General features: G+C 47.3%; 23 protein-coding genes and 3 pseudogenes. 11 read left to right on the forward strand and 15 right to left on the reverse strand.

The genetic code is table 11. The annotated features are described in order from the left end of the window. Window positions 1-11 precede the first annotated feature (11 nt). From gnd to pgl, 5 genes are all read left to right on the forward strand, one after another. Window positions 12-1,079: a phosphogluconate dehydrogenase (NAD(+)-dependent, decarboxylating) gene (gnd, locus tag H6F90_RS11245; RefSeq protein WP_255524988.1), complete on the forward strand. Its 1,068-nt coding sequence runs from the start codon at window positions 12-14 to the stop codon at window positions 1,077-1,079. Then, window positions 1,076-2,614, forward strand: coding sequence for a glucose-6-phosphate dehydrogenase (zwf, locus tag H6F90_RS11250; protein WP_190443439.1), 1,539 nt, complete (start codon window positions 1,076-1,078; stop codon window positions 2,612-2,614). The genes gnd and zwf overlap by 4 nt, the downstream gene beginning before the upstream one ends. 70 nt (window positions 2,615-2,684) lie before the next feature. Next, window positions 2,685-3,593, forward strand: a complete 909-nt coding sequence (locus tag H6F90_RS11255) for a Cof-type HAD-IIB family hydrolase (RefSeq protein ID WP_190552562.1) — start codon at window positions 2,685-2,687, stop codon at window positions 3,591-3,593. A 166-nt stretch (window positions 3,594-3,759) separates the two neighbouring features. After that, on the forward strand, window positions 3,760-4,707 hold the full coding sequence (locus H6F90_RS11260; protein ID WP_190552563.1) for a class I fructose-bisphosphate aldolase: 948 nt from the start codon (window positions 3,760-3,762) through the stop codon (window positions 4,705-4,707). Between the two features lie 8 nt (window positions 4,708-4,715). Continuing rightward, entirely contained in the window at window positions 4,716-5,507 is a 792-nt protein-coding gene (gene pgl, locus H6F90_RS11265) for a 6-phosphogluconolactonase (RefSeq protein WP_206756172.1), read from the forward strand. Between the two features lie 14 nt (window positions 5,508-5,521). On the opposite strand, the gene H6F90_RS11270 is transcribed toward pgl, so the two are convergent. Both H6F90_RS11270 and H6F90_RS30625 read right to left on the reverse strand, forming a co-directional pair. After that, a complete protein-coding gene (locus tag H6F90_RS11270; RefSeq protein ID WP_190552607.1) occupies window positions 5,522-5,665 on the reverse strand; it encodes a hypothetical protein in 144 nt (47 codons plus the stop codon). 1 nt (window position 5,666) lies between these two features. Further along, a pseudogene (locus tag H6F90_RS30625) lies at window positions 5,667-5,828 on the reverse strand (Tn3 family transposase); the annotation flags it as partial. Between the two features lie 153 nt (window positions 5,829-5,981). On the opposite strand from H6F90_RS30625, the gene H6F90_RS11280 reads away from it, so the two are divergent. From H6F90_RS11280 to H6F90_RS11300, 5 genes are all read left to right on the forward strand, one after another. Then, window positions 5,982-6,764, forward strand: coding sequence for a glucose 1-dehydrogenase (locus tag H6F90_RS11280; RefSeq protein ID WP_190552566.1), 783 nt, complete (start codon window positions 5,982-5,984; stop codon window positions 6,762-6,764). Window positions 6,765-6,766: 2 nt separating this feature from the next. Beyond that, a complete protein-coding gene (locus H6F90_RS11285; RefSeq protein ID WP_190552567.1) occupies window positions 6,767-9,424 on the forward strand; it encodes a glucosidase in 2,658 nt (885 codons plus the stop codon). A 1-nt stretch (window position 9,425) separates the two neighbouring features. Beyond that, window positions 9,426-10,247, forward strand: coding sequence for an MIP/aquaporin family protein (locus H6F90_RS11290; RefSeq protein WP_370587997.1), 822 nt, complete (start codon window positions 9,426-9,428; stop codon window positions 10,245-10,247). A 113-nt stretch (window positions 10,248-10,360) separates the two neighbouring features. Further along, window positions 10,361-11,932, forward strand: a complete 1,572-nt coding sequence (locus H6F90_RS11295) for a GMC oxidoreductase (RefSeq protein WP_190552568.1) — start codon at window positions 10,361-10,363, stop codon at window positions 11,930-11,932. 44 nt (window positions 11,933-11,976) lie between these two features. Then, a complete protein-coding gene (locus H6F90_RS11300; protein ID WP_190552569.1) occupies window positions 11,977-14,010 on the forward strand; it encodes an amylo-alpha-1,6-glucosidase in 2,034 nt (677 codons plus the stop codon). 442 nt (window positions 14,011-14,452) lie between these two features. Here H6F90_RS11300 and H6F90_RS11305 read toward each other — a convergent pair whose 3' ends face one another. The 5 genes and pseudogenes from H6F90_RS11305 to H6F90_RS11325 form a co-directional block, all read right to left on the reverse strand. Beyond that, on the reverse strand, window positions 14,453-14,938 hold the full coding sequence (locus H6F90_RS11305) for a DUF1622 domain-containing protein (RefSeq protein WP_190552570.1): 486 nt from the start codon (window positions 14,936-14,938) through the stop codon (window positions 14,453-14,455). 264 nt (window positions 14,939-15,202) lie between these two features. Next, window positions 15,203-15,400 (reverse strand): annotated as a pseudogene (locus tag H6F90_RS30630) (LuxR C-terminal-related transcriptional regulator); the annotation flags it as partial. Window positions 15,401-15,832: 432 nt separating this feature from the next. Continuing rightward, window positions 15,833-16,369: a hypothetical protein gene (locus H6F90_RS11315; protein ID WP_190552572.1), complete on the reverse strand. Its 537-nt coding sequence runs from the start codon at window positions 16,367-16,369 to the stop codon at window positions 15,833-15,835. Window positions 16,370-16,398: 29 nt separating this feature from the next. After that, window positions 16,399-16,566, reverse strand: coding sequence for a hypothetical protein (locus H6F90_RS11320; protein WP_190552573.1), 168 nt, complete (start codon window positions 16,564-16,566; stop codon window positions 16,399-16,401). Window positions 16,567-16,648: 82 nt separating this feature from the next. Then, a complete protein-coding gene (locus H6F90_RS11325) occupies window positions 16,649-16,858 on the reverse strand; it encodes a hypothetical protein (RefSeq protein WP_190552574.1) in 210 nt (69 codons plus the stop codon). An 831-nt stretch (window positions 16,859-17,689) separates the two neighbouring features. On the opposite strand from H6F90_RS11325, the gene H6F90_RS11330 reads away from it, so the two are divergent. After that, complete coding sequence (locus H6F90_RS11330; RefSeq protein ID WP_190552575.1) at window positions 17,690-18,172, forward strand: DUF2721 domain-containing protein; 483 nt, start codon at window positions 17,690-17,692, stop codon at window positions 18,170-18,172. Between the two features lie 21 nt (window positions 18,173-18,193). On the opposite strand, the pseudogene H6F90_RS11335 reads toward H6F90_RS11330, so the two are convergent. From H6F90_RS11335 to H6F90_RS11370, 8 genes and pseudogenes are all read right to left on the reverse strand, one after another. Beyond that, window positions 18,194-18,976 (reverse strand): annotated as a pseudogene (locus H6F90_RS11335) (glycoside hydrolase 100 family protein). 181 nt (window positions 18,977-19,157) lie between these two features. Beyond that, window positions 19,158-19,484, reverse strand: a complete 327-nt coding sequence (locus H6F90_RS11340; RefSeq protein ID WP_190552576.1) for a hypothetical protein — start codon at window positions 19,482-19,484, stop codon at window positions 19,158-19,160. Between the two features lie 102 nt (window positions 19,485-19,586). Further along, on the reverse strand, window positions 19,587-20,975 hold the full coding sequence (locus tag H6F90_RS11345) for a mercuric reductase (RefSeq protein WP_199295866.1): 1,389 nt from the start codon (window positions 20,973-20,975) through the stop codon (window positions 19,587-19,589). 45 nt (window positions 20,976-21,020) lie between these two features. Continuing rightward, window positions 21,021-21,182 (reverse strand): hypothetical protein, encoded by a 162-nt coding sequence (locus H6F90_RS11350; RefSeq protein ID WP_190552577.1) that lies wholly within the window; start codon window positions 21,180-21,182, stop codon window positions 21,021-21,023. Window positions 21,183-21,335: 153 nt separating this feature from the next. Next, the gene (locus tag H6F90_RS11355) at window positions 21,336-21,725 is read right to left on the reverse strand and encodes a flavodoxin domain-containing protein (RefSeq protein ID WP_370587998.1); all 390 of its coding nucleotides are present in this window, start codon (window positions 21,723-21,725) and stop codon (window positions 21,336-21,338) included. A gap of 62 nt (window positions 21,726-21,787) precedes the next feature. After that, window positions 21,788-22,489: a dienelactone hydrolase family protein gene (locus H6F90_RS11360; RefSeq protein ID WP_190552579.1), complete on the reverse strand. Its 702-nt coding sequence runs from the start codon at window positions 22,487-22,489 to the stop codon at window positions 21,788-21,790. A 38-nt stretch (window positions 22,490-22,527) separates the two neighbouring features. After that, the gene (locus H6F90_RS11365) at window positions 22,528-23,400 is read right to left on the reverse strand and encodes an alpha/beta fold hydrolase (RefSeq protein ID WP_190552580.1); all 873 of its coding nucleotides are present in this window, start codon (window positions 23,398-23,400) and stop codon (window positions 22,528-22,530) included. Window positions 23,401-23,462: 62 nt separating this feature from the next. Then, window positions 23,463-24,032 carry a DUF981 family protein gene (locus H6F90_RS11370; RefSeq protein WP_190552581.1) on the reverse strand — a complete coding sequence of 190 codons (570 nt, stop codon included), beginning with the start codon at window positions 24,030-24,032 and terminating at the stop codon, window positions 23,463-23,465. Between the last annotated feature and the right edge of the window lie 43 nt (window positions 24,033-24,075).

Raw genomic sequence — 24,075 nt, forward strand, 5'->3', positions numbered from 1 at the left:
TTCTAAACAACCTGTACTCCACAAAATTATCCTCACATTGGAGAACAACAATGCAACTTGGTGTCATTGGTCTGGGGCGCATGGGCGCTAATATTGTCCGCCGCTTGCTACGAAATAATCATGAATGTGTTGTGTTCAACCGCTCACCCAATAAGGTGAAACAACTCGCATCGGAAGGGGCGATCGGAGCTTACACCCTGGATGATCTTGTCCAAAAGCTCGATAAACCTCGTGCGATCTGGCTGATGGTGCCCGCCGGAGATCCCACTGAAGACATAGTGATGGAATTAGCTCAGAAGCTAGAAGCAGGCGACATTCTGATTGATGGTGGCAATTCTTATTACATTGATGATATTCGCCGGGCAAATGCGCTTGAATCCAAGGGAATTCATTACGTTGACATTGGAACCAGCGGCGGAGTGTGGGGGCTAGAACGTGGCTATTGCATGATGATTGGGGGACCGGAAACGGCTGTACAACATCTTGATCCCATTCTCAAAACTTTGGCACCCGGAGTTGGAACCATTGATCGCACCCCCAGTCGAGAAAAAGTAAGTGGTACGGCTGAGCAAGGCTATTTGCACTGTGGTTCCAGTGGTGCGGGTCATTTCGTCAAGATGGTGCATAACGGCATCGAATACGGAATCATGGCAGCCTACGCCGAGGGACTCAATATTTTGCATCACGCGAATGTAGGTAAACAGCAGCGGGCTGCCAGTGCTGAATCAACACCGCTCCGTAATCCAGAACACTACCAATACGACTTCAATTTGCCAGACGTTGCTGAGGTCTGGCGGCGCGGTAGCGTCATTGCTTCTTGGCTGCTGGATTTAACTGCGATCGCCCTGCTTCAAGATCCCCATCTCTCTACCTTTGCTGGTCGAATATCTGATTCTGGAGAAGGACGCTGGACGATTACAGCAGCGATCGATGAAGGTGCTCCCGCGCCCGTGCTGAGTGCTGCTGTCTATCAGCGCTTTAGCTCTAGAGGTGAGGATGAATTTGCAACTAAGTTGCTTTCTGCCATGCGCTATCAGTTCGGCGGACACATTGAAGAACATGCGGAGATTTCATCATGACGGTTGCCATTGCCTCTCATGCCGCAGTTGAACCTTTGGCTCATTCAGCTGGACCTTGCACGATCGTCATCTTTGGCGCTGCTGGAGATTTAACCAAGCGCTTATTGTTACCTGCACTCTACAACCTGAAGCGTAGTAATTTACTGCCACAGGAGTTTGCGATCGTGGGGGTGGCTCACACTCCCATCAGCCAGGATGACTTCCGCAGCAAACTCAATCGGGACATTCACGAATTCGCAACGGTTGCCGTCGATGATCAGCTTTGGCAGCAGTTTGAGCAGCGACTGTACTATCTTTCTGGTGAGTTTCAAGATGCGAAGATGTACCAGCAGCTGCACAATTTGCTGACTCAGGTAGACCAGGATTGTGGCACTCAAGGAAACTACCTATTTTACCTGGCAACCTCTTCTAACTTCTTCTGTGACATCATTGCCCAACTGGGTGCAGCCGGGTTAGTGCAGGAGGATAACGGGCACTGGCGGCGCGTCATCATTGAAAAACCATTTGGACATGATCTGGAGTCTGCCCGCAGCTTAAATCAAAACATCAGTCACGTGCTGAAGGAAAGCCAGATCTACCGCATCGATCATTACCTGGGTAAAGAAACCGTTCAGAATATCCTGGTATTTCGTTTTGGTAATGGACTATTTGAACCGATTTGGAATCGGGAACATATCGACCATGTGCAAATTACGGTGGCGGAGACAGTTGGCGTAGAGGGTAGAGGTAACTTCTACGAAGGGACGGGGGCAGTACGAGACATGATGCAAAACCATCTGTTTCAATTATTGACCATGATAACGATGGAACCTCCTGTCTCATTTGATGCCGATGCTGTACGCGATGAGAAGTCAAAATTGTTGAAGTCCGTTCAGCCCTTTACGGCCGAGATGGTGCAAACCCAGACAGTACAGGGGCAATACGGCGAAGGCACAGTGAATGGAAAGACGGTACCTGCCTATCGATCGGAACCACGGGTTGCTCCCGACTCGACCACTGAAACCTACGCTGCCTTAAAGCTCACCATTGATAATTGGCGCTGGGCTGGGGTGCCGTTTTATTTACGAACTGGAAAATGCTTATCCGCACGAGTCACTGAGGTTGTAGTCCAATTCAAGCAAGTGCCCTCCCTTCTGTTTCGGGATACCTCGATCGATCATTTGACGCCCAATTTTCTGGTACTTCGCATTCAACCGGATGAGGGCATTAGCTTTCAGCTTGGAGCTAAGATTCCTGGACCAACGATGCAGATAGGAGCGGTGAAGATGGATTTTTGCTACGCCGACTACTTTGGCACAACTCCTAGTACGGGGTATGAAACGCTGCTCTATGACTGCATGATCGGTGACGCTACTTTATTTCAGCGATCGGACAACGTCGAGCTAGGCTGGCGTATTGTGTCACCCATTCTCGATGTCTGGGCAGCAACATCGCCGCAAAACTTTCCTAATTACACTGCTGGCACCTGGGGGCCGACGCAAGCCGATGCACTACTAGAGCGAGATGGTCGGCAATGGCGGGTCGGTACAGCGTAAGAGAACTGTTCATCAGATAACGATAGCCTTTCGTACTCAAACTAAATTACGTTTCAACAACTTCCTCATTATGAGTCAAACCATTCAATCTTCTAAGATTTCTCTGCTGCTTGCAGATGTCGATGGGACGCTAGTGACCAAAGAAAAAATCTTGACCGATCGCACTCGTGCAGCCATTCATAAACTTTGGGATGCGGGCATTCGTTTCACGATTACCAGCGGTCGTCCGCCATTGGGTATGAAAACGATCGCTGATGAGCTAAAGCTGACAGAGCTAATTGCGGCATTTAATGGCGGTCTATTTGTCTACCCCGACTTCTCTACCCTAGAGGAAAACGTCTTACCCACAACCATTACTCAAGATGTGATCAAGATGATTGCTGACCATCATCTTGATGTCTGGATCTATCGCGGTAAGGATTGGTTCGTGCATGAGCGGCATGGTCCTCACGTCGATCGTGAAGAGTGGACCGTTAAGTTTTCACCTACGGTTGTTTCTAGTTTCGACGGTTTACTCGATAACGTTATCAAAATTGTTGGCGTTAGCGATGACTTGGATGCTGTTGCTCACTGCGAAACCGATGTTCAGCAGACGTTTAGCCCGCATGTTCACTGTCGGGCAGGAGCCAGTTCAGGTGGCGGCGAGCAAGTGTCTGCGGCTCGCTCTCAGCCTTATTATCTGGATGTAACTCATCCACAAGCTAACAAAGGGGCTGTTGTTGATCGCCTCTCACACCTGCTCGGAATTCCTAGACAGGAGATTGCCACGATTGGAGACATGCTCAATGATGTGCCAATGTTTGAACGCAGTGGGTTGAGCATTGCCATGGGTAATGCGAGTGCAGACGTGCAGCAACAGGCTCAGTATGTAACCACTTCTTATGAAGAGGAGGGATTTGCTAATGCGGTCGAATGGTTCATCCTGGGCAAGCGCACAGCTACAGAAATTCCCAAAAGCCGTCTTCGACCAACGGTTTAGCTCTGGAATGGATGGAACAGTCTGTCTCTGCTGTTCTAGTCCACTCCTTCGCCATATCCGTGACCATCAAGTGCATTGGTTTTGCCGAAGTTGCTGGCAGGATATGCCGTGAAGAGCGGAAGAAAGATTTTATTGGACCAGACTTTGAACATTTAGGAGAAACACAATGACTCAGCGAGTAAAAGAAATTCTCAGTTGGTATGGCAGTGATAATCCTGGAACGCTGACTAATTTGAGCCGTTTGCTCAATCACGGTAAATTAGCAGGCACCGGAAAACTAGTGATTCTGCCAGTTGATCAGGGCTTTGAGCATGGTCCAGCCCGCAGTTTTGCCCCGAATCCACCCGCTTATGATCCTCGTTATCATTTTGAGTTGGCGATCGCAGCTGGATGTAATGCTTACGCTGCACCGTTAGGGTTTTTGGAAGCAGGAGCGCGAGAATTTGCTGGTGAAATTCCTCTGATTCTGAAAGCCAATGATCACGATGCGCTGTTAGATGAATCTGACCCGATGCAAGCGTTAACGGGCAGTGTACAGGATGCGTTGAGATTAGGCTGCGTTGGTATCGGCTTCACCATCTATCCCGGTTCAGCCCATCGGTTTGAGATGTATGACCAGATTCGAGCCTATGCCGAAGAAGCGAAGCGGAATGGATTGGTTGTGGTGATTTGGTCGTACGCCCGTGGATCGGGTTTAAGCAAAACGGGTGAGAGAGCGATCGACGTGATTGGGTATGCAGCTCAGATTGCGGCTCAGTTGGGAGCTCACATTATCAAGGTGAAACTGCCGAACGAGCATATCGAGCAGGAGGCAGCACGCAAGGTATATGAACAAGAGCAAATCCCGATCGCAACGTTATCTGAACGGGTGCATCATGTGGTGCAATGTACCTTTAACGGACGACGAATTGTCATCTTCTCGGGTGGAGAGACCAACAGTGATGATGCCCTTCTGAATGAAATTCGAGCGATTCATGCGGGCCACGGATTTGGCTCAATTATTGGACGCAATTCATTTCAACGTTCAAAACCAGATGCGTTGCGGTTACTCAACGCCATCATGGACATTTACAACACTCACCCATCCCATGCTCCAATTCCAGTTTTGAAATAAAGGGAACGATGATGCAAAAATTAATCCGATCTCAGATGAAGCCCGAAATTCAAGTTTTTGCCAAGCTTGAAGCGCTGACGCATGCTGCTGCTACTGAGTTTGTGCAAAAAGCCCAGCAAGCGATTCAAGCACAAGGACGATTCACGGTCGCCCTCTCCGGTGGCTCAACTCCCAAAAGTCTTTACGCACTGTTGGCAACTCAACTCTGGCGTGATCAAATCTCCTGGAATCAAGTCCACCTATTTTGGGGTGATGAACGTCACGTTCCACCAAATGATTCCAGTAGCAACTTTCGGATGGCACAAGAGCAATTGCTGTTTCAAGTTCCGATTCCACAGGAAAACGTGCATCGCATTAAAGCTGAAAATTCAGATGCTCAAGCAGTTGCTGCTGAATATGAACGAGACCTGAAACAATTTTTTCAACTCGGTGAACATGAATTTCCTCGCTTCGATTTAGTGTTGTTGGGGATGGGGGCTAACGGACACACCGCCTCTCTATTTCCTGGCACTGCTGCGGTTCATGAGCAAACTCGTTTAGTCGTTGCACCCTGGGTGGAAGAGTTGAACAGCGATCGCATTACCTTAACGCCACCTGTGATTAACAACGCGAATACAATCATCTTCTTTGTCACTGGAGTAGAGAAAGCTACAACGCTGAAAGCAGTGTTGGAAGGACAGCATCAACCCGATCGCTTACCTGCTCAAATCGTTCATCCGGCTCAAGGAAATGTGATATGGATGGTCGATCAAGTGGCAGCAAGGTTGCTATCCACTGCTGTTTCATTAACCCCCGACTAAATCATGCAACCCATTCAATCTTCCAAATCAGCGGTGATTGCAGGTCTATCTTGTCTGCTGATTTCAATCGATTGGAAGAAGAAGCGCACATAAAGATTGACATGGTCATAAATGAGTGGCACCAAGGTTTTGAGTTCATTCACTCCCATTTGCTGCATCTATGCAGTCATTGGCGCTATTCCAGTTTATGACGGCACTCAAGCCTTCCTGAATCTCCTGATGAATACGCTCATCGTGCAAGTAACGACACAAAAAGATCGTTTTGATAGCTCTCCCTAGCTTAACCAAAACTGGGTGCTTGACATTGTTGCGGGTGAACTGAATCTTTAACTTCTTCAACTTATGCTGTGATGCAAGCAAATCGTCGCGATTTGAGTTTTCTGAAACTTTGCTTGATGCTTCAACGAAACATTTCAAAAGTTTTCAACCTATCCGTTCCTTCTTGATCGAATCAACACCATCATTGGAGTAAGTATGAAGCTAGAAGGCCAAGTTGCGTTGGTTACGGGTAGCAGCCAGGGAATTGGACAGGCGATCGCCATTCGTCTCGCCCAAGAAGGAGCGAGCGTTGTGATTAACTACCGTTCTCATCCAGAGGGGGCAGAGGAAACCCTCTCAAAGGTAAAAGCAGCGGGTGGTCAATGTCATATGGTCGATGGCTTCACCGTTCAAGCCGATACGGGTATGGTTGCTGACGTGCAGCGCATGATTGCAGACAGCATCACTCACTTTGGCAAACTAGACATTCTAGTCAACAATGCTGGAATCGAGAAGAACGCAGACTTTTGGGATGTGACTGAGGCAGACTATGATGCCGTCATGAATGTGAACTTAAAGGGTGTATTTTTTGCCACTCAATCCTTTGCCAAACATTTGATGGAGACGAAGCATCCTGGCAAGGTGATCAATATCAGTTCGGTTCACGAAGAATTGCCCTTTCCTCACTTTGCGGCTTATTGTGCCAGTAAGGGTGGCTTAAAAATGCTGGCTCGTAATCTTGCGGTTGAGCTAGCTCCCTTTGGGATCACGATTAATAATGTGGCACCCGGTGCGATCGAGACACCCATCAACACCAAGCTACTAAACGATCCAGAAAAATTAGGCGCACTGCTGAGCAACATTCCGCTAAGGCGATTAGGCAAACCGGCAGATGTGGCCTCGATTGTCACGTTTCTCGCATCGGCTGAGTCTGACTATGTGACTGGAACCACTTTCTTTGTTGATGGTGGATTGTTGTGGAACTACCAGGAGCAGTAGTTATGACTCCAGAAGAAGTTCGATTACAGCAAGACCGGGAGCGGACTGCCTACTGGAAACGTTGGGGTCCTTATCTCAGTGAACGGCAGTGGGGAACCGTGCGAGAAGATTACAGTCCCTATGGTGCTGCCTGGGATTATTTTTCCCATGAACAGTCGCGATCGCGCACCTACCGCTGGGGTGAAGACGGCATTGCAGGCATCTCAGACAGTCGGCAGCGGTTATGTTTTGCGATCGCGCTTTGGAATGGGAATGATCCCATCTTAAAAGAACGGCTGTTTGGCTTAACTGGCCCAGAGGGCAATCACGGTGAGGATGTCAAGGAGTATTATTTTTACCTCGACAATACACCTACTCATTCTTACATGAAGTGCCTGTATAAGTATCCACAGCAGGCATTTCCCTATACTCAACTGGTAGAAGAAAACCGTCACAGAAGCAAAACCGAGCCAGAATTTGAGCTGCTGGATACTGGAATTTTTGCGGAGAATCGCTACTTTGATGTGTTTGTGGAATACGCCAAAGCCTCACCTGATGATATTTTGATTCAGGTGGCGATCGCCAATCGTAGCTCCGAAACACACACATTGCATTTATTGCCAACGCTCTGGTTTCGCAACACCTGGGATTGGAATCCGGAGAGTAAAAAACCATTCATTAAAGTTGTGAATGAGCAAGAGTTCAGCGTGGTTGAAGCGATTCATCCAACTTTGGGAACTCGTTGGCTTTATTGCGAAAGGGGCGCAGGCTTACTCTTCACAGATAATGAAACGAACTACGAGCGACTATTTAGTGTTCGCAATACCTCGCCTTATGTGAAAGATGGCATCAATGATTATGTTGTCGAGGGACAGCAGGATGCCGTGAATGGCGATCGCATCGGCACTAAGTTTGCGGCTCACTATCAGCTATCGCTCGCACCGGGAGAAACAAAAACTATTCGCCTACGCCTGAGCGATGTTGCAACAATTGCTGAGCCGTTTGGAGCAGAATTCACTCATCTTTTTGAGACACGCAAACAGGAAGCCGATGAGTTTTATCAGCGAATTTCTCCTTTTCCAATGTCGGAAGATGAACGCAACATTCAGCGGCAGGCATTTGCAGGCTTACTGTGGAGCAAACAGTACTATCACTATGTGGTGCAAGACTGGTTAAATGGCGATTCTGGGCAACCACAACCACCCGCTGAACGCAAAGAAGGACGCAACCGTGAGTGGAGCCACTTGTTCAGCGAAGATATCCTTTCGATGCCCGACAAATGGGAATATCCCTGGTTTGCCGCCTGGGATCTGGCGTTTCACCTGATTCCGTTGGTGGTCATTGACCCCGATTTTGCCAAGCTGCAACTCGATCGCCTGACTCGCGAATGGTATATGCAGCCCAACGGTCAGCTACCCGCCTATGAATGGGCGTTTAGTGATGTGAATCCTCCTGTGCAGGCATGGGCAGCGCTGCGAGTGTATCAGATTGAGCAAAAGTCTTATGGACGTAGCGACCGCCAGTTCCTTCAGCGGGTCTTTCACAAACTGCTGCTCAACTTCACTTGGTGGGTCAATCGCAAAGATGTAGCGGGCAAGAATGTGTTTCAGGGTGGTTTCCTGGGACTGGATAACATTGGAGTATTCGATCGCAGCAAGGAGTTGCCTACAGGCGGCTATCTCAATCAGGCAGACGGCACCAGTTGGATGGGAATGTATTGCTTAAATATGCTGGCGATCGCTCTGGAACTGGCAAAGGAAGATAAATCTTACGAAGATATTGCCAGCAAATTTTTTGAACACTTTCTCTATATTGCTGATGCGATCGATGGCATTGGGGATACCAACATTGCATTGTGGAATGAAGAAGATGGGTTCTACTATGATGCACTGCAATTGCCACAAGGGCAGCAGTTGCCGCTCAAAGTGCGATCGATGGTGGGGTTAATTCCCCTTTATGCCGTGACGGTTCTGGAATTAGAAACATTGGAACAATTTCCAGGTTTTAAAAAGCGGATGCAGTGGTTTATTCAAAATCGTCCGGACTTGAAAAACAATATTGCCTGCATGGAAACTCCGGGTATGGGGGCCAGACGATTGTTGTCGATTGTGTACGACGCAAAGCTAAAGCGAATTTTGCAACGAATGTTAGATGAAGACGAGTTCTTCAGTCCTTACGGCATTCGAGCGATTTCTAAATATCATCAGGAACATCCTTACGTACTGGAATGCTCTGGAGCTAGCTACTATGTCTACTATGAACCGGCAGAATCAACGACTGGTTTATTCGGCGGCAATTCCAATTGGCGTGGACCGATCTGGTTTCCAGTAAATTATCTAATTATTGAAGCGCTTTGGCAGTTTCACAGCTATTTCGGTGATGAGTTTAAGGTGGAATGTCCCACCGGTTCAGGGCAGGAAATGACGCTGCGGGAAGTGGCGACCGCCCTCTCTCACCGTTTAGTTGCCCTGTTTGAGCAAAATGAGTCAGGTCGCCGTCCGATCTATGGCGGCTTAGAAACCTTTCAATCAGACCCGCACTGGCGCAATTACATTCTGTTTCACGAATATTTTCACGGTGACAACGGTGCAGGGTTAGGGGCCAGTCACCAAACCGGATGGACAGGATTAATTGCTGCCATGATCCTCCAAAATGCTGAACATCGGGCACAGGGAGATTAGGGTGAACACGCTGAAGCAGCATTGGCCCGAATACCTAATGGAAGCGGCACTGCTGGGGTTGTTTATGATCTCTGCGGGGGTGTTCACGGTGATCTTTGAGTATCCCAACTCACCAATTCATCAAGCGATCGCCAATGCCGATTTGCGCCGATTGTTGATTGGTGTAGCAATGGGAATGACGGCGATCGCCCTGATTTATTCTCCTTGGGGCAAACAATCCGGCGCACACATGAACCCTGCCGTCACCCTCACCTTTTACCGACTTGGCAAAGTAAAACGACAGGATGCTGCTTTCTACGTTCTATTTCAGTGCTTGGGTGGAGTGCTGGGAATTTATCTAGTCGTCCTGGCTTTGAGGAATGGATTCACCCAACCGCCTGTCAACTACATTGTTACGGTACCAGGAGCAATGGGCTGGCTTGCTGCTTTATTAGGTGAGTTTGTAATTGCTTTCATCTTGATGCTTACCGTTTTACTCACCAGTAACCACAAGAAATTCAGCCGCTATACAGGCATTTTTTCCGGTTCTCTGGTGATGCTCTATGTCTTTTTAGAAGCGCCGCTCTCCGGGTTTGGCATGAACCCCGCTCGCAGTTTTGCCTCCGCTTTTCCTGCCCAAATCTGGACAGCATTTCCGCTCTATATTTTTGCTCCCCTAGTTGGAATGTTTTCTGCTGCCGAATTGTATCTGTCTATGTTTGGACAACGTGCCGTCAAGTGCGCCAAACTCAACCATCATACGCACAAACGCTGTATTTTTCACTGCAACTATAACCAGGAAGGTGAGGTTGATTTGAGCGATCGTTTAAGTAGGTTAGGTTGAGCTTTGCAAAACTCAACCTCAAGGTTCTGAACGTTAGCAACATTCTACGTGTTGGGTTTCATCCCTCAACCCAAGCTGCCTCTTCTTACTTCTTATTTCTAAGAGAATTACTTATGACCGTCAACACTGACTACGACATTATCATTATTGGCACAGGTGCAGGAGGTGGCACGCTGGCTCATCGGCTTGCTCCTACTGGGAAGAAGATTTTGATCTTAGAGCGTGGGAGTTTCTTACCGCGTGAGAAAGCGAATTGGAATGCTAAAGAGGTTTATCAGAAAGAGCGCTACCACACCGATGAGATGTGGTACAACCTTGGGGGCAAATCCTTTCGCCCAGGTGTAGGGTATTGGGTTGGTGGCAATACTAAAGTTTACGGTGCGGCACTCCTGCGAATGCGCGAGAAAGACTTTGATACAGTCGCTCACCATGAGGGAGTTTCCTCTGCTTGGCCCTTAAAATATCGAGATTTTGAGTCTTATTACACAGAAGCAGAAAAACTCTATAACGTGCACGGGTTGCAGGGTGAAGACCCGACTGAGCCACCGATGAGTGAAGGCTATCCCCATCCTCCTGTGAGTCATGAACCTCGAATGCAGGATATGAGTGATGGTTTTCGGCAGCAGGGCTTACATCCCTTTCACTTACCATTAGGAATTAAGCTGGATGAGGTAAATCCAGAGTTTAGTCCCTGCATTCGTTGTAATACTTGTGATGGGTTTCCCTGCCTGGTTCATGCCAAAGCCGATGCCGATGTAAACGCAGTGCGTCCGGCTCAACAGCACAATAATGTCACTTTAATAACACAAGCTAAAGTAGTGCGGCTACACACCAGCGCATCAGGGCGAGAAGTGACTAGGGTCGAGACAGAGATTGAGGGACAATCGCAGCTTTTCACCAGTAACACTGTCGTGGTTTCCTGTGGCGCAATTAACTCGGCGCTTTTACTCTTGCGTTCTGCGAGTGATCAGCACCCTGATGGTTTGGCAAATCGTTCAAACCAGGTGGGACGTAACCTTATGAAGCATTTGGCAACGGCAATTCTGGCACTCAGTACCAAGCCAAACCCAGCCGTCTATCAAAAGACGATCGCCATTAATGATTTCTATTGGGGGGAGCCAGATTTTCCTTATCCAATGGGACAAATCCAAAATACGGGCAATGTGTTGGGGGATATGATTCCGGCTGAAACACCTGCTGTATTAGCACCGCTTGTCAAACTGGTTCCGGGTTTCGGCCTTGAACAAATTGCCAGTCATTCAACGGGATGGTGGTTACAGTCTGAAGATTTACCCGATCCAGACAATCGAGTTCGGGTAATGGATGACAAGGTCTGTTTGGAATACAAACCGAACAATACAAAAGCACACGATCGCCTGGTGCAACGCTGGATCAAAGTATTGGAGACCAATGATCACTCGATGCAGCCCTTTATCATTCCAATGGGTATTTATCCGCGTAACAGTATCCCTTTACAGGCAGTAGGGCATCAGTGCGGCACCTGTCGTTTGGGTGAAGATCCAACGACCTCCGTGCTTGACCTTAACTGTCGCACCCATGATATAGACAATCTCTATGTAGTAGACGGCAGTTTCTTTCCCTCAAATTCTGGCGTGAATCCCACACTGACAATTATTGCGAATGCGCTGCGGGTCGCGGATCACTTACAAGACCGGATGAAATAACATCCTAAACAATTGGGTTGGTGTTGCACAAAGACTTTTTACAGATGGATATTGAATTTGGGCGAGAAATCTGCGGTACGCTGCCAACAGCCGAATCGCGAGAATGGCTAGTCACCAACGGTATTGGTGGATATGCCTCTGGCACAGTTGCAGGACTGCTGACCCGTCGCTATCATGGCTTACTCATTGCTACACTAAATCCGCCATTAGGGCGTACCTTGTTAGTCACTAAACTGGATGAGACTGTTCAATACAATGGACAATCTTATTTGCTTTTTACGAATCGTTGGACAGGTGGCACAGTCAGTCCGGTGGGGTATCATCACATCGAGCGATTTTTCCTAGATGGGACTACTCCTGTTTGGCAGTTTGGCTTTAGCGATGTCCAGCTTGAAAAACGAATCTGGATGCAGCTTGGGAGCAATACCACCTATGTGCAGTACACGTTGAGTCGCGCCACGCAACCGCTGCAACTGACGCTACAGGCGTTTGTTAACTATCGCGACTATCACGGCAGCACTCAGAGCAATGGATGGCAAATGAGTGTTGAAGCGATCGCTCAGGGCATCCAAATCACTGCTTTTCCGGGTGCAGCTCCAGTTTATTTACTCAGCAATTCTGCCAGCGTAACTCCTGCTCACGACTGGTATTATAGCTTTGATTTGGCAGCAGAGCGCGATCGCGGATTGAGCGATCGTGAAGACCATCTCCATGCTGCAACTTTTACTATCACGCTCGAACCAGCGTCATCTTTCACAATCGTGGTTAGCACCGAACCGCAACTCGATTTAGAGGGTGAAAGCGCCCTCAAATTAAAAACGGCTCATGAGCAAAAGTTAATTCAACTGTTTGAAATCAGCCGTCCGATTCACGCTGAGAAAACTCCAGACTGGATTCATCGACTGGTGTTAGCTGCCGACCAGTTTATCGTTGATCGCCCTTCATCCAATGACCCCGTGGGCGAAACTATCATTGCTGGCTATCACTGGTTTGGCGATTGGGGACGCGACACGATGATTAGTCTACCAGGACTGGCGCTGTCTACGGGTCGTCCAGAAATCGCCCGATCGATTCTTCGGACCTTTGCTCAATATGTTGATCAGGGGATGTTGCCCAATCGCTTTCCCGATGCTGGAGAAGCCCCCGAATACAACACAGTTGATGCAACGCTCTGGTACTTTGAAGCCATCCGCCAATACTACTGTGCAACAGAAGATGATAGTCTGCTGCGTGACCTGTTTCCTGTGTTGGCAGATGTAATTGACTGGCACTGTCGCGGCACTCGTTACAATATTCACCTCGATGCGTCCGATGGCTTGCTCTATGCTGGAGCAGCGGGCGTGCAGCTTACCTGGATGGATGCCAAAGTTAATAATCAGGTGATTACCCCTCGGATTGGCAAGCCGATTGAGATCAATGCGCTCTGGTATAACGCTCTTCGTACTATGGCAAAGTTTGCGCAGCAGACTGGCAAACCCTACCAGGACTATGAAGCGATCGCCAATCGTACCTTAGCTAAGTTCTCTCGCTTTTGGAATGAAGCAACTGGATACTGCTACGACGTAATTGATGCACCGAATGGAGACGATGACTCGCTGCGACCCAACCAAATTTTTGCTGTGTCTTTACCTCAAAGTCCACTCACGCCATCTCAACAGCGGCAAGTGGTAGATGTATGTGGAAAAAAACTGCTCACCTCTCATGGGTTGCGATCGCTCTCTCCTGACCATCCCGATTATGCAGGACACTATGTTGGAAATGGGCCTGAACGCGATCGCGTTTACCATCAGGGAACCGTTTGGGGTTGGCTACTCGGAGCTTTTGCCTTGGCACATCTGCGGGTTTACAACAATCCAGCACAGGCGCAGAAGCTCCTGGAACCATTGGTAAACCATCTCACCACACATGGACTGGGAAACCTTAGTGAAATTTTTGATGGTGATGCTCCCATGACGGCAAGAGGCTGCATTGCCCAAGCGTGGACAGTTGCCGAAGTTTTGCGTGCTTGGTCAGCCATTGATGACCATCACCACTGCGTCCGAAATGTGACCCCCACCCAAAACAAAATTGGTAAATAACTCGACTGTAACTGCTATCAATTGGGACAGGATTGAGGTTCGAAGCTGCAGTGCTGCTATGATGTGGCTCGAGACAACCCTCAAAAGCACTGAAGGCAAGCAAAGCAAATAACAGCCGCTGCGGCTCAACACTTCGACAATTCAGCAATTCTCAGATAAGAATAATTCTTACTTAAACATCTGATTTCAGTGGCTTCAAACGGCTAGACCCTGCATTCTGTCGTTCAGGTGATCAGGCATAAAAGTCTTTGAAAGTCCTAGTATTAGTACAAACGTTTCAAAATGAAAATTGCTGTCGACAAGTGCCACAACGCTCAAAACCTTAAGGGTTAGTGCTGTTTCTAACATCAGTTCTTTCCCAAACGATCAGCGCTATCTGAGCGATCGCCTTGTATTGTCCATCGACTCGACACTGAGAATATCTCGACTCATCGTTCCTCCATCACGATAGGTTTCTCTGGACAACTAGTTGTTCTCCTTGTCGAATTTCTCGCTCTAAGAAGTAGTTGAGCAATGTTCGCAACAACACGATCGCGCCTAGGTTTAAAATATCTTGGCGCGTCGGAGCAACTGCTGTGAGAAGAATATCGCTGGCAACGGTAAATTCCAAACCTAACGCCAATACCCGCCCCAGTTGCAGGCGAATCACTTTGGTGGCATCGGGCTGCTGCCTCCGCGAGAGTAGTTGGCGGATGTAACTCAAAAGACCGCGCATGATCGCCTCACCAATGACAATGGCTGCGGCAATTTCTGCCCCTGCCGCTAAATAGCTAACGATGACTTTCAGCCATGCCTCTAATAGACTGACTGACTCGGCAGTCTGGTTGTTCTGCCCTGCATTCAAGCTCAGCAGCAGCACCAAGCCTAAAATGAGAAAGAGTGGCAACAGCAAGTTGATCAGGGACTCTCGCGACGGATCTTGTTTCATACACTTCTACAACTGTGTCGTAAATATTTCTTAGTGGCGAACGACATACCTCACTGAGACAGTTCTGTTGCAAAATAAGTTGGCGGTAAGGTAGGAAAACCTTCAACTCTTGCATCTAGCTTTTCTATGTCTAATGCATTTCTATTCAAATGGCGGCGCTTTGTACCTGAAATCGTCCTGTTCAATGTTTGGTGGTACTTGAAGAACGTAACCGCTAGGAATATCATGATCTCGTTATCAACCGGATTGAGCAGCATCAACTCCCTAGCAAACTAGACCGGATCGAAGTGCCCGAATTGCTGCTTGAGTTCGATCATCGGCACAAAGCTTTTTGAGAATATTGCGGACATGGATTTTGACTGTACCTTCAGCAATATGTAGCTTTTCAGCAATCATAGGATTGCGATAGCCATCCACAATCAGTTGTAATACCTCTAATTCACGTTGAGTTAACGGTTCGGCAGCAATAACTTGCATGTATTCTGGTTCAATGGCTCGAATTGCAACCGTCTTAATAGAATTGGTGTCATCGGATTGATCTGAATAAATATGTTGCAACAATTCAGCAGTTTCTTGAGCAACATGGGTGAGAGCGTGATTTAGAGGAAAATCAACTTGAGATAAAATATTGAGAGGTTTGGAATTACCTTTGATTAATAATAGATTAGAGGACATAAGGCTATCTCCAATGATAGAGTTTGAAACATCGGCAGATTCACTAGTTGATAGAACACCGTGAATGAGAGTGACTAGCACAATTAGTGCGACAACAATGTAGATGCGATCGTGGCTCTTGAAGCGATGGTAATCACATACCCTAAAGCAGCTCCGATCGTATAGCGATGATCTACACCAAACCGCAGAAATTTAGATAGTTCCGTACTAGTGAGTAACCTATGCTCTCAATTGTTGACTAATATGGCTTTCGTTTAAGCCCAACCGCTGAAACAGGCGATCGTACTCTCTTAATTGCTGCTTCAATTCGAGCAAATCTTCAACAATCTGTTCGAACTCAATTTTCTGTAACATCAAGGTTGCATGAGCTGATGCATCAAGTTTTACATCATTTACTTCATTACCCCTAGACGAAGCGTAGTCACCAGTTTCTAGTGATAAGTTAAAAGCCCGGAAGAATATTTTCAGCGTGCCTTTATCGACTTTGACTTCGCAACTTAACAATCGACTGACAGTACGTTTATCAAGAAGAGATCGGGCACTCAACTCTTCATAGGTGTGGCGCTCACCGTATTCGGTGTGTAATACTCCCGCTTGAACCAACTTTTGCCATCCTCGCTGGGACAGGAACACGCCTCGGTTACGACTAGGTTTTTCAGAGCAACGATGTGATTGGGGGCGATCAAGCTTATGTTGCCAATGGTAGGCATTCATTGAAGCAGTAGAAATAAGTTCAGCATGTGGAAGTTGAGTCATTGATTTTACCTCAATTTTCTGATTGGTTTTCAATATGCCATCAGATCGATCCAGGATTTTCGCTCTGGAATGGCTGAGGCATCAAACTTTGCTACACCAATGGCGGAACCTTGTTGTAGCGCCTCAGTTTCGGTTAAATCGACATGCGCCAGTTCCAGATTAATGAATAGGAAAGGGTGACGCGAGAGCCAAAGCATTGGAACATTCAGGCAAATTCCAACCCAATGTAGCCACTGCCAAGTACGATCAGGTGCTCAAATAACTGTTTTAGCTCCATGATCATCTCCTCGTTGAAAATCCAGCTTCTTTGAGCCCAGGCATGAGTGGAATCAACACCATTGTTTTAGCGGCAATGTAAGCGAAATTGTTGTAGGTGTCGCCAATCATGTTTGAACTGTGTTTCACTAAAGCGGTCTTATGTCCACTGACGACCAGCGCAGGGGCTAAAGTTTTACCTGCTGTATGTAATACCACCGACGATAATGTCATCGTAGTATTCGGTGTCCATTTGTACCTCAGTTGCCTCGAACTTAATATAGGCAATTGACGCTTACTTGTCGTCCCCTCAGAGTTGGTACTTCTACACAATCAAATGGTGATAAATCAAGCTATCTCAAAGTAGAAAATTGACTCCAACTAAAGTTGGAGTATGGATTTGAACTAAAGTACGACCATAAGTATTACAGTTGTACTTGTTGGGATGATGTTTGAGATTGCTTACGGTAGTGGTAGCAAAAGGCAACTACTGGATGAGCTTTACGCCAGTAAGACCAATGAAGAACATGTTCGAGCGACCAAACTTTTAGAAATCAAAGTTTCCAAACTCAACACTTCATCTCCCAAATGCTCGACTTGATAATAATCTTCGGGCTGCTTTGAACACTGCTATAGGCCCAATTAGAGTCAAAAGGAGAGAGCTGTTATCAGCTTCAATCATTGGTTCTACTTGAGCACGAAGAACTGTCAGAAATACCTAAGCCGCTAAAACTAGAGTCATGTGCTAATGCCATTCCTGGCAGGGACGCACCTCATAATCCCCTAATCCCAATGGACAACTCAAGCAGATCGAATTCCAGGATTCCAGACCGATTTCAACATTTGTTGAGCCAGTTTCAGTTTGGCTGCAAAAGGCGACTCTCTAAGTGACCTGTCGTGCCACAATATGATCTTGTACACCGACCGACTGTTCTCCCTGTTTAAGGAGTCCAGTTTCATCGATCGCCATAATCCCATTTGAATCGATAGCAGTATTCTTTTCGGTCTTTGGCTTATCGGTTTGGCAAACTCTTCCAGTTTTTAAGCAAAAAGTGAATAGTAGTGATGAGTGCAGTGGATCTTGCTCAAACCATTCAACTAATTATTGCTCCAGTCGTGATGATTACAGCCTGCGTGTTGTTTCAAAATGGAGTTTTGGCACGATATACCAGCATCGGCCAACGAATTCGATTGCTGTCTCACGAGCGATTTGAACTAGTGATGTCTGATAGAGCCAGGGACACATTCAACTTAGGACGACTGCAAGCAATCGATCGCCAGCTTCCTATCCTGACTCATCGTCATCGACTGATTCAAAGATCAGCCTTGTTAGCTTATGGTGCAACCGCCATTTTTATTCTAACTATGTTTGTGATCGCGTTATCCGTTGCGCTCAAGACAGGAACAGTGGGAACGATCGCATTGATATTGTTCCTAATTGGTACAGGAATTTTGCTAATAGGCATATTCTGCATCGGACTAGAAATCCGAATATCTCATCGGGCAATTTGCTATGAAGTTCGTCAGATCGCCTTATTAGGGAAATAAGTCCCTTTCATAGGTAAGCTTCTAAGTTAGGCAGGCATCTATGACTGAATCTTCGTCAAAACTCATCAAAGCAAGGGGATTAGGATTTTCCAGCAACGCTTTAGAAACTAGAAAAGCGGCGATCGTCCAGGTCTGATATTTTCGAGCTTCTTTGCCAATCAGTTTCCCAGACCTGCCGTCATAGTATTCGGGCCATTGATCAGGCAACAAGCGTTTCTCTGCGATTTCTAGTGCTTTTTGAGCCAAGTCATCTCTGCCCATTTTCAATGTTGCTGCGGTTAGAAACCAGAGTAAAACTGGCGAACTGCCGCCATTGTGGTAAGACCAGGGAATATTTTTAGGATCACAACCCGTGATGATTTTCCAGTCTTAGCCTTCCACAGCTGGGAAGCAAATTTTTAGCGGCATGTATCCAATCAGATCTTGCCAGTGCTGTTCAATTAGATTCACAATCGCCTCGGATTGTTGCACCGTTGCAAATGAAACAATTACTGACATTAAGTTGCCAAGTCCAATCAAATATTCTGTCCCCGATTGCACTTCCACTTTAAAACTAGCAGGGTAAAGTCCCTGTCCAGGGTTAAAACAATCTAGCTGTCGTTCGCAACTCTGAAGCCCCAACACCGGCACTAAAAAGTTACGAACAATATCTGGTTTGCCCTGCATCGGGAAAAAGAGAGCAGAGGAAACAAAGTCACGCACGAAACACTGATCATAATTGAGCGCCTTCACCTCGGGATCACGAGCAGCGACCGTTCCAATGGGCTGGTTGTGATAATAAAGAATGGCAGCTTCTAGCGCTATTTAGGCTTCGATCAATGCTTCTGCCGACATGTATTCTCCCTTTACAAGATGCTTTGCTCCAGTTGCTCTGCGCTCTACAACAAAATGCCAAGGGGTTTTAGTGCTTCTAGCAAACCGGATAGAAAACGCCTGCCCAGATTATCTAGAACTATGTCGGCCCCCTGTCCTTCTGCTCAAGCATCTACTCGTTCAACAAAACAACAACTTTAACTGCCCTAACATAGGTAACCAATGGCATTGGCCGCATTGTCACTAGCTCATCTGCTAAACCTGCTTCATCCTTAACCAACTTATTTCTCAGGCACCACCATGTATTCGGCATAAGCTCCCGACTCAGCAACACCGCGATCAGGTAGCTTGGGACATCACTCATTAGCCAATTCACACCATCCAAACGCAGATAGGGATCAAGATGATTGAGACCAGTTACCAGAATATTGATACGAACCTCACCAGCTTTAGGCTCAGGCGTACCAATATTCAACATAGTCAAAGGCATCTGGTTCATCAAATTTTCTGGTGACAGCAGCTTTCATCGCTCTACTTCAGGTACAATTTAATTTCGCTGCAATATTTCCATTACTGTTAAGAACCTACACTTGTTGCCTGCTTAAACCTTTGAAAACAGCATATTTAATCCTTCAGTCATTGTGGGATGAGTCAAAACTGCATCACGCAGAACGGTGTAAGGCATTTGAGCTTGCATTACCATTTGCACTGTCGAAATCACTTCCCCTGCTTCATGACAAAACAGTGAACAACCGAGAATCCGACCTGTCTCGGTATCGACGATCGCCTTCATCAGTCCATCGGTTTGACTTTGTGTTACCGCTCGCATAATGCCTGAGGCATCCAGCTTCGCCACTCGGATGGCATACCCTTGTTGCTGTGCTTCAGTTTCAGTCAGCCCCACATGGGCCAGTTCTGGGTCGATGAACAGACAGGATGGCACCAATCGATCTTGAGTGCTGCGGTTGCCACCATCCATAAGATTCGCTTTGACAATCCGATAATCGTCCAGTGCCACATGAGTATATTGTGGTCCCCCATTGATATCGCCTAATGCCCAGATATTCGGTACGTTCGTCTCTAGGCGATCGTTGACTGGAATAAACCCACGCTCATCGGTCGCTACACCAGCAGCAACTAAGTTCAAGGCATCGGTAGTAGGCGCACGACCCACAGCAACGAGCAGATGCGAACCCTGGAGAGTTATATTCTGCTCAGCGATTTGAATTTGCAGTTCAGTCGCATTACCAGAGCGATCGGCTTTTAACACCTTCGCCTTCAGCAAGAATTCAACGCCGTCTCGTTCCAGTAACCTTTGAACGGCGATTGCAATATCAGGATCGTGCTGTGACAGAATTTGCTCACTCTGCCCAATCACAGTGACGCGAGAGCCAAAGCGCCGGAACATTTGGGCAAACTCCAACCCAATGTAACCACTTCCAAGCACCATCAGGTGCTCAGGCAACTGTTCTAGCTCCATGATCGACTTACTGGTCAAAAAACCAGCTTCTTTGAGTCCCGGCACGGATGGAATCAACGGTTGCGTGCCTGTATTGATAAACAATCGCTCTGCGGTGAGGTATCGAGTCGTTCCTTCATCTGTTGCCACTTCAATTGTTTTAGGTGCGACAAAGCGAGCGGTGCCAATGATCAGATTGTCCTCCAATGCAGTGTGCAAGTTGTTGAAATTGATGGGTCGTAGGGAATGCACGACCGATCGTTTGCGCTGAATCACTGCCGTCATATCAACCGTGGGCGGTGCCGTCTTGATGCCATAGGCAGCGCTGTTTCGCACCATATGTGCCACCTCTGCACTTGCCACTATCGTTTTGCTGGGAATGCAGGCGATATTAGGGCACGAGCCACCAATCATGTTTAAACTCCGTTCCACCAGAGCGGTTTTGCGTCCGTTTGCGACTAGTGCAGGTGCCAGTGTTTTACCCGCTTTGCCACCACCGATAATAATGTCGTCGTAGTATTGGGTATCCATGTCTATCTCCTTTGCGTTGGACGCTACTTCATTCGACAATGGGGATTACTTCACAGCAGAGCTTGCCGCTTCAACAATCGGGTTGACAACCTCTCTTGGATGAAATATAAGGCACATGGCATGCTGGGATCTGAATTGTTTTAGCGTCGATTCAGGTTGCCAAAATTGCTTCAAATCAGGGTTGATTGCCTGCTCTTCATGAGACATGAGATGCCATGAGGAAATTATCTGCCAAACTGTGCTGTCTACCATAGCTGTCCCGTCTGATAGAGAAGTAAAGGGATTTTGTACAACGGTGACTGAATAGCCATCTTGTCGCAAAGGCGGAATGACATGTGGCCATGCTATACATCAATCCAGCTACCATGAATAAGAACGAGCGTTAATTTCCTGGAACGTGGGGTTATTTTCAACAAAGTTATTTAACAGCGCCAGCATGGTCAGCTCAGCACCACCGCCTGTATTGCCGTAACCGCCACCCGCCGCAAAGACAGCACCTACCTTCCCAATCAGGCTATCTTTAATCCAAAGAGGACCACAGACTTGATCGATAAATTTTTTCACGCGCCAGTCTGGACTCCCCATGTGGACAGGGGAACCCACAATGACAGCATCACTGGCGATGACATCATCTTCAGCAAACTTGACCACCACGTCAGCCCCTGGAATTGATGTCACACCAGACACGACCGCTTTTGCCATCTTCTCGGTATTGCCGTAATCTGTTGCGTAAACGATTAAAACCTTCACCTTCTATCTCACATTTGTTGAAGTTGATATTTGTCTGTCAATCAAATCGCATTTAAGTTTTGCTACCCTAAATGCTGTTCTAAAAACGCTAAAGTGCGATCGCCTGCTAATTCTGCGGCTTCTTGTCGATAAGTGGAACTGTTCATACGACTAAACCCATGACTGACTCCTGCATAGCGATAAATGGTAACTAGCGGATTATCTTTCAGTTGATGCTGAATGGTCGTTTGAGCGTCTGGTGACACATACTCATCATTTCCAGCCATGTGCAATATCAGCGGTTTCTGAATCTTTATCGCCTCAGCTAAATTCTGGTCAATGTCAACCCCGTAGTAACTGACGTTGGCATCCGCATCAGTTCGCGTTGCCATGAAATAGGCCAGTTTACCACCTAAACAAAAGCCCACACTTCCGACTTTACCTGTGCTGCTGGGATACTGCCGCAGAAAAGACAGGGTTGCCTTCAGGTCTTCTACGCCGCTATCTAGATCAAACGATCCAAGTAGCTCAAAAGCTTTAGCCCACTGCTTCTCATCTTCAGGATCAAGTTGCACATTGGGTTCCAGTCGCCAATACAAATCTGGTACGAGCACCAAATAACCTGCCTTAGCAAAATCATCGGCAGTCTGCCGCATAATAGAATTGACTCCAAGAACTTCTTGAATTAGCACAATTCCTGCACGAGGCTGAGTACTGGGTGTGGCTAGATAGGCGCTAAAACTGCCCCCAAGCAAGGCTGGAATAGTTACCGTTTGAGCTGTCATGGTGTCCTTCCTTGACAATTTGCTGTTATCGTTCGCACTCAGCAGACAGGAATGGTTTGCAGCCGTGATGTGAGAAATTCACGCATGTAGTCTGCGATCGCCTCTCCATATTCTTCTAGAGCAAAATGTCCAGTATCGAGTAGATAAAACTCAATATCTTTCAGGTCGCGCTGATAGGGATAAGCCCCTTCGGCAGGGAAGATGTCGTCATTCTTGCCCCAGACAACTAGCGTAGAGGGTTGATAGCTGCGGAAATACTCCTGCCATTGGGGATAGAGCGGTGGATTCGTTCGATAGTCATAAAACAGCGCCATTTGAATCTCAACGTTTCCAGGGCGATCGAGGAAGAGTTGATCCATATTCCAGGTGTCAGGGCTGATTGCTTCAGGATTACGAGCGCCGTTGATATATTGCCACTTCGTTCCTTCCAGGGTGAGAAAGTCTCTTAGTGGTTTAGCATTCTCAGGAGAAGGATTTTGCCAATATATCTTCATCGGTGCCGTAAACTCCCGCAGTCCCTCCTCATAGGCATTGCCGTTTTGCACAATCAACGCTTGCACTCGCTCTGGATATTTAGTGGCAATGCGATATCCAATCGGAGCCCCATAATCCATCATATAAAGGCTGTATTTTTCTAAAGCGATCGCGGCAATGAATTTCTCCACGATCTCCGCTAGGTGATCAAACGTGTAGTCAAACTCATCTACCGTGGGCATAGAACTGTTGCCGAAGCCCGGATAATCCGGTGCAATCAGATGGAATTTATCAGCAAGCACAGGCATGAGATTGCGGAACATGTGAGAGGAGGTCGGGAAGCCGTGCAACAGCAAAATCGTTGGATTGTCACGGGAACCAGCTTCTCGATAAAAGATATCTAAACTATCGATCGCGATCGTGCGATATGTGATCATGGAACGCCCCCTAGTAGGCTTATTGGTTTGTTGAAGGCAAAACTGTGGTGCATTTACGGCAACTACTTTGGCATGGGTTGCCACGTCGAGAAGTTAGCAAGGTGTGCCCAGTAAGAACTCAATCCAATAAATGTAAAGATGAGAGTTGCCGCAATGAATACAATTGCTCCAACACTTCGCAGGAGCCGATTTTTCTGGAAATAGAGCGTCGGGGCAGAAAAAACTCCTCCTAGACCAACTAGAATGAACCCAATTCCTGCCAACAGGGAAATCGGTATTGCGCCTAGGTTGATGATGCGAAAGCCAATGATAAGCGATACAAGTCCTGCAAAGAAGCCATAAACGCCCAGGGTCAGTAGGTCCAAACCCATTGCTAGAGTTAGTGAAGTTCCAGCGAATAGAATGCCAAATAGAACTGTTGTTTCACCGAAGGCAATATTGAAACTACCAATCACAGGCCAGGTTAACGTCATGTGTAAGCCAGTGGCTAAAGCGATCGCACCCACGACCCCAAAGCCTGGAATCCAGCGTCTCTGGTTTGACTCACCCAGACCAAAGTAGACATAGGCAGCGAGAAGAGCGAGTCCAGCCGCCAGGTTAATGAGCATGAGTGTGATGTAATCGATAAACATGAGATCTCCTATAAATGCTCGGTTTTATAGACATGTAGATAAA

The sequence above is a fragment of the Trichocoleus sp. FACHB-591 genome (assembly GCF_014695845.1).
Taxonomy (GTDB): Bacteria; Cyanobacteriota; Cyanobacteriia; order FACHB-46; family FACHB-46; genus Trichocoleus.

Coding starts and splice junctions, on each gene's coding strand:
- zwf (WP_190443439.1), top strand. CDS start 1,076: ATGACGGTTGCCATTGCCTCTCATGCCGCAGTTGAACCTTTGGCTCAT.
- H6F90_RS11255 (WP_190552562.1), top strand. CDS start 2,685: ATGAGTCAAACCATTCAATCTTCTAAGATTTCTCTGCTGCTTGCAGAT.
- H6F90_RS11260 (WP_190552563.1), top strand. CDS start 3,760: ATGACTCAGCGAGTAAAAGAAATTCTCAGTTGGTATGGCAGTGATAAT.
- pgl (WP_206756172.1), top strand. CDS start 4,716: ATGATGCAAAAATTAATCCGATCTCAGATGAAGCCCGAAATTCAAGTT.
- H6F90_RS11270 (WP_190552607.1), bottom strand. CDS start 5,665: ATGCAGCAAATGGGAGTGAATGAACTCAAAACCTTGGTGCCACTCATT.
- H6F90_RS11280 (WP_190552566.1), top strand. CDS start 5,982: ATGAAGCTAGAAGGCCAAGTTGCGTTGGTTACGGGTAGCAGCCAGGGA.
- H6F90_RS11285 (WP_190552567.1), top strand. CDS start 6,767: ATGACTCCAGAAGAAGTTCGATTACAGCAAGACCGGGAGCGGACTGCC.
- H6F90_RS11295 (WP_190552568.1), top strand. CDS start 10,361: ATGACCGTCAACACTGACTACGACATTATCATTATTGGCACAGGTGCA.
- H6F90_RS11300 (WP_190552569.1), top strand. CDS start 11,977: ATGGATATTGAATTTGGGCGAGAAATCTGCGGTACGCTGCCAACAGCC.
- H6F90_RS11305 (WP_190552570.1), bottom strand. CDS start 14,938: ATGAAACAAGATCCGTCGCGAGAGTCCCTGATCAACTTGCTGTTGCCA.
- H6F90_RS11315 (WP_190552572.1), bottom strand. CDS start 16,369: ATGACTCAACTTCCACATGCTGAACTTATTTCTACTGCTTCAATGAAT.
- H6F90_RS11320 (WP_190552573.1), bottom strand. CDS start 16,566: ATGCTTTGGCTCTCGCGTCACCCTTTCCTATTCATTAATCTGGAACTG.
- H6F90_RS11325 (WP_190552574.1), bottom strand. CDS start 16,858: ATGACATTATCGTCGGTGGTATTACATACAGCAGGTAAAACTTTAGCC.
- H6F90_RS11330 (WP_190552575.1), top strand. CDS start 17,690: ATGAGTGCAGTGGATCTTGCTCAAACCATTCAACTAATTATTGCTCCA.
- H6F90_RS11340 (WP_190552576.1), bottom strand. CDS start 19,484: ATGAACCAGATGCCTTTGACTATGTTGAATATTGGTACGCCTGAGCCT.
- H6F90_RS11345 (WP_199295866.1), bottom strand. CDS start 20,975: ATGGATACCCAATACTACGACGACATTATTATCGGTGGTGGCAAAGCG.
- H6F90_RS11350 (WP_190552577.1), bottom strand. CDS start 21,182: ATGTCTCATGAAGAGCAGGCAATCAACCCTGATTTGAAGCAATTTTGG.
- H6F90_RS11360 (WP_190552579.1), bottom strand. CDS start 22,489: ATGACAGCTCAAACGGTAACTATTCCAGCCTTGCTTGGGGGCAGTTTT.
- H6F90_RS11365 (WP_190552580.1), bottom strand. CDS start 23,400: ATGATCACATATCGCACGATCGCGATCGATAGTTTAGATATCTTTTAT.
- H6F90_RS11370 (WP_190552581.1), bottom strand. CDS start 24,032: ATGTTTATCGATTACATCACACTCATGCTCATTAACCTGGCGGCTGGA.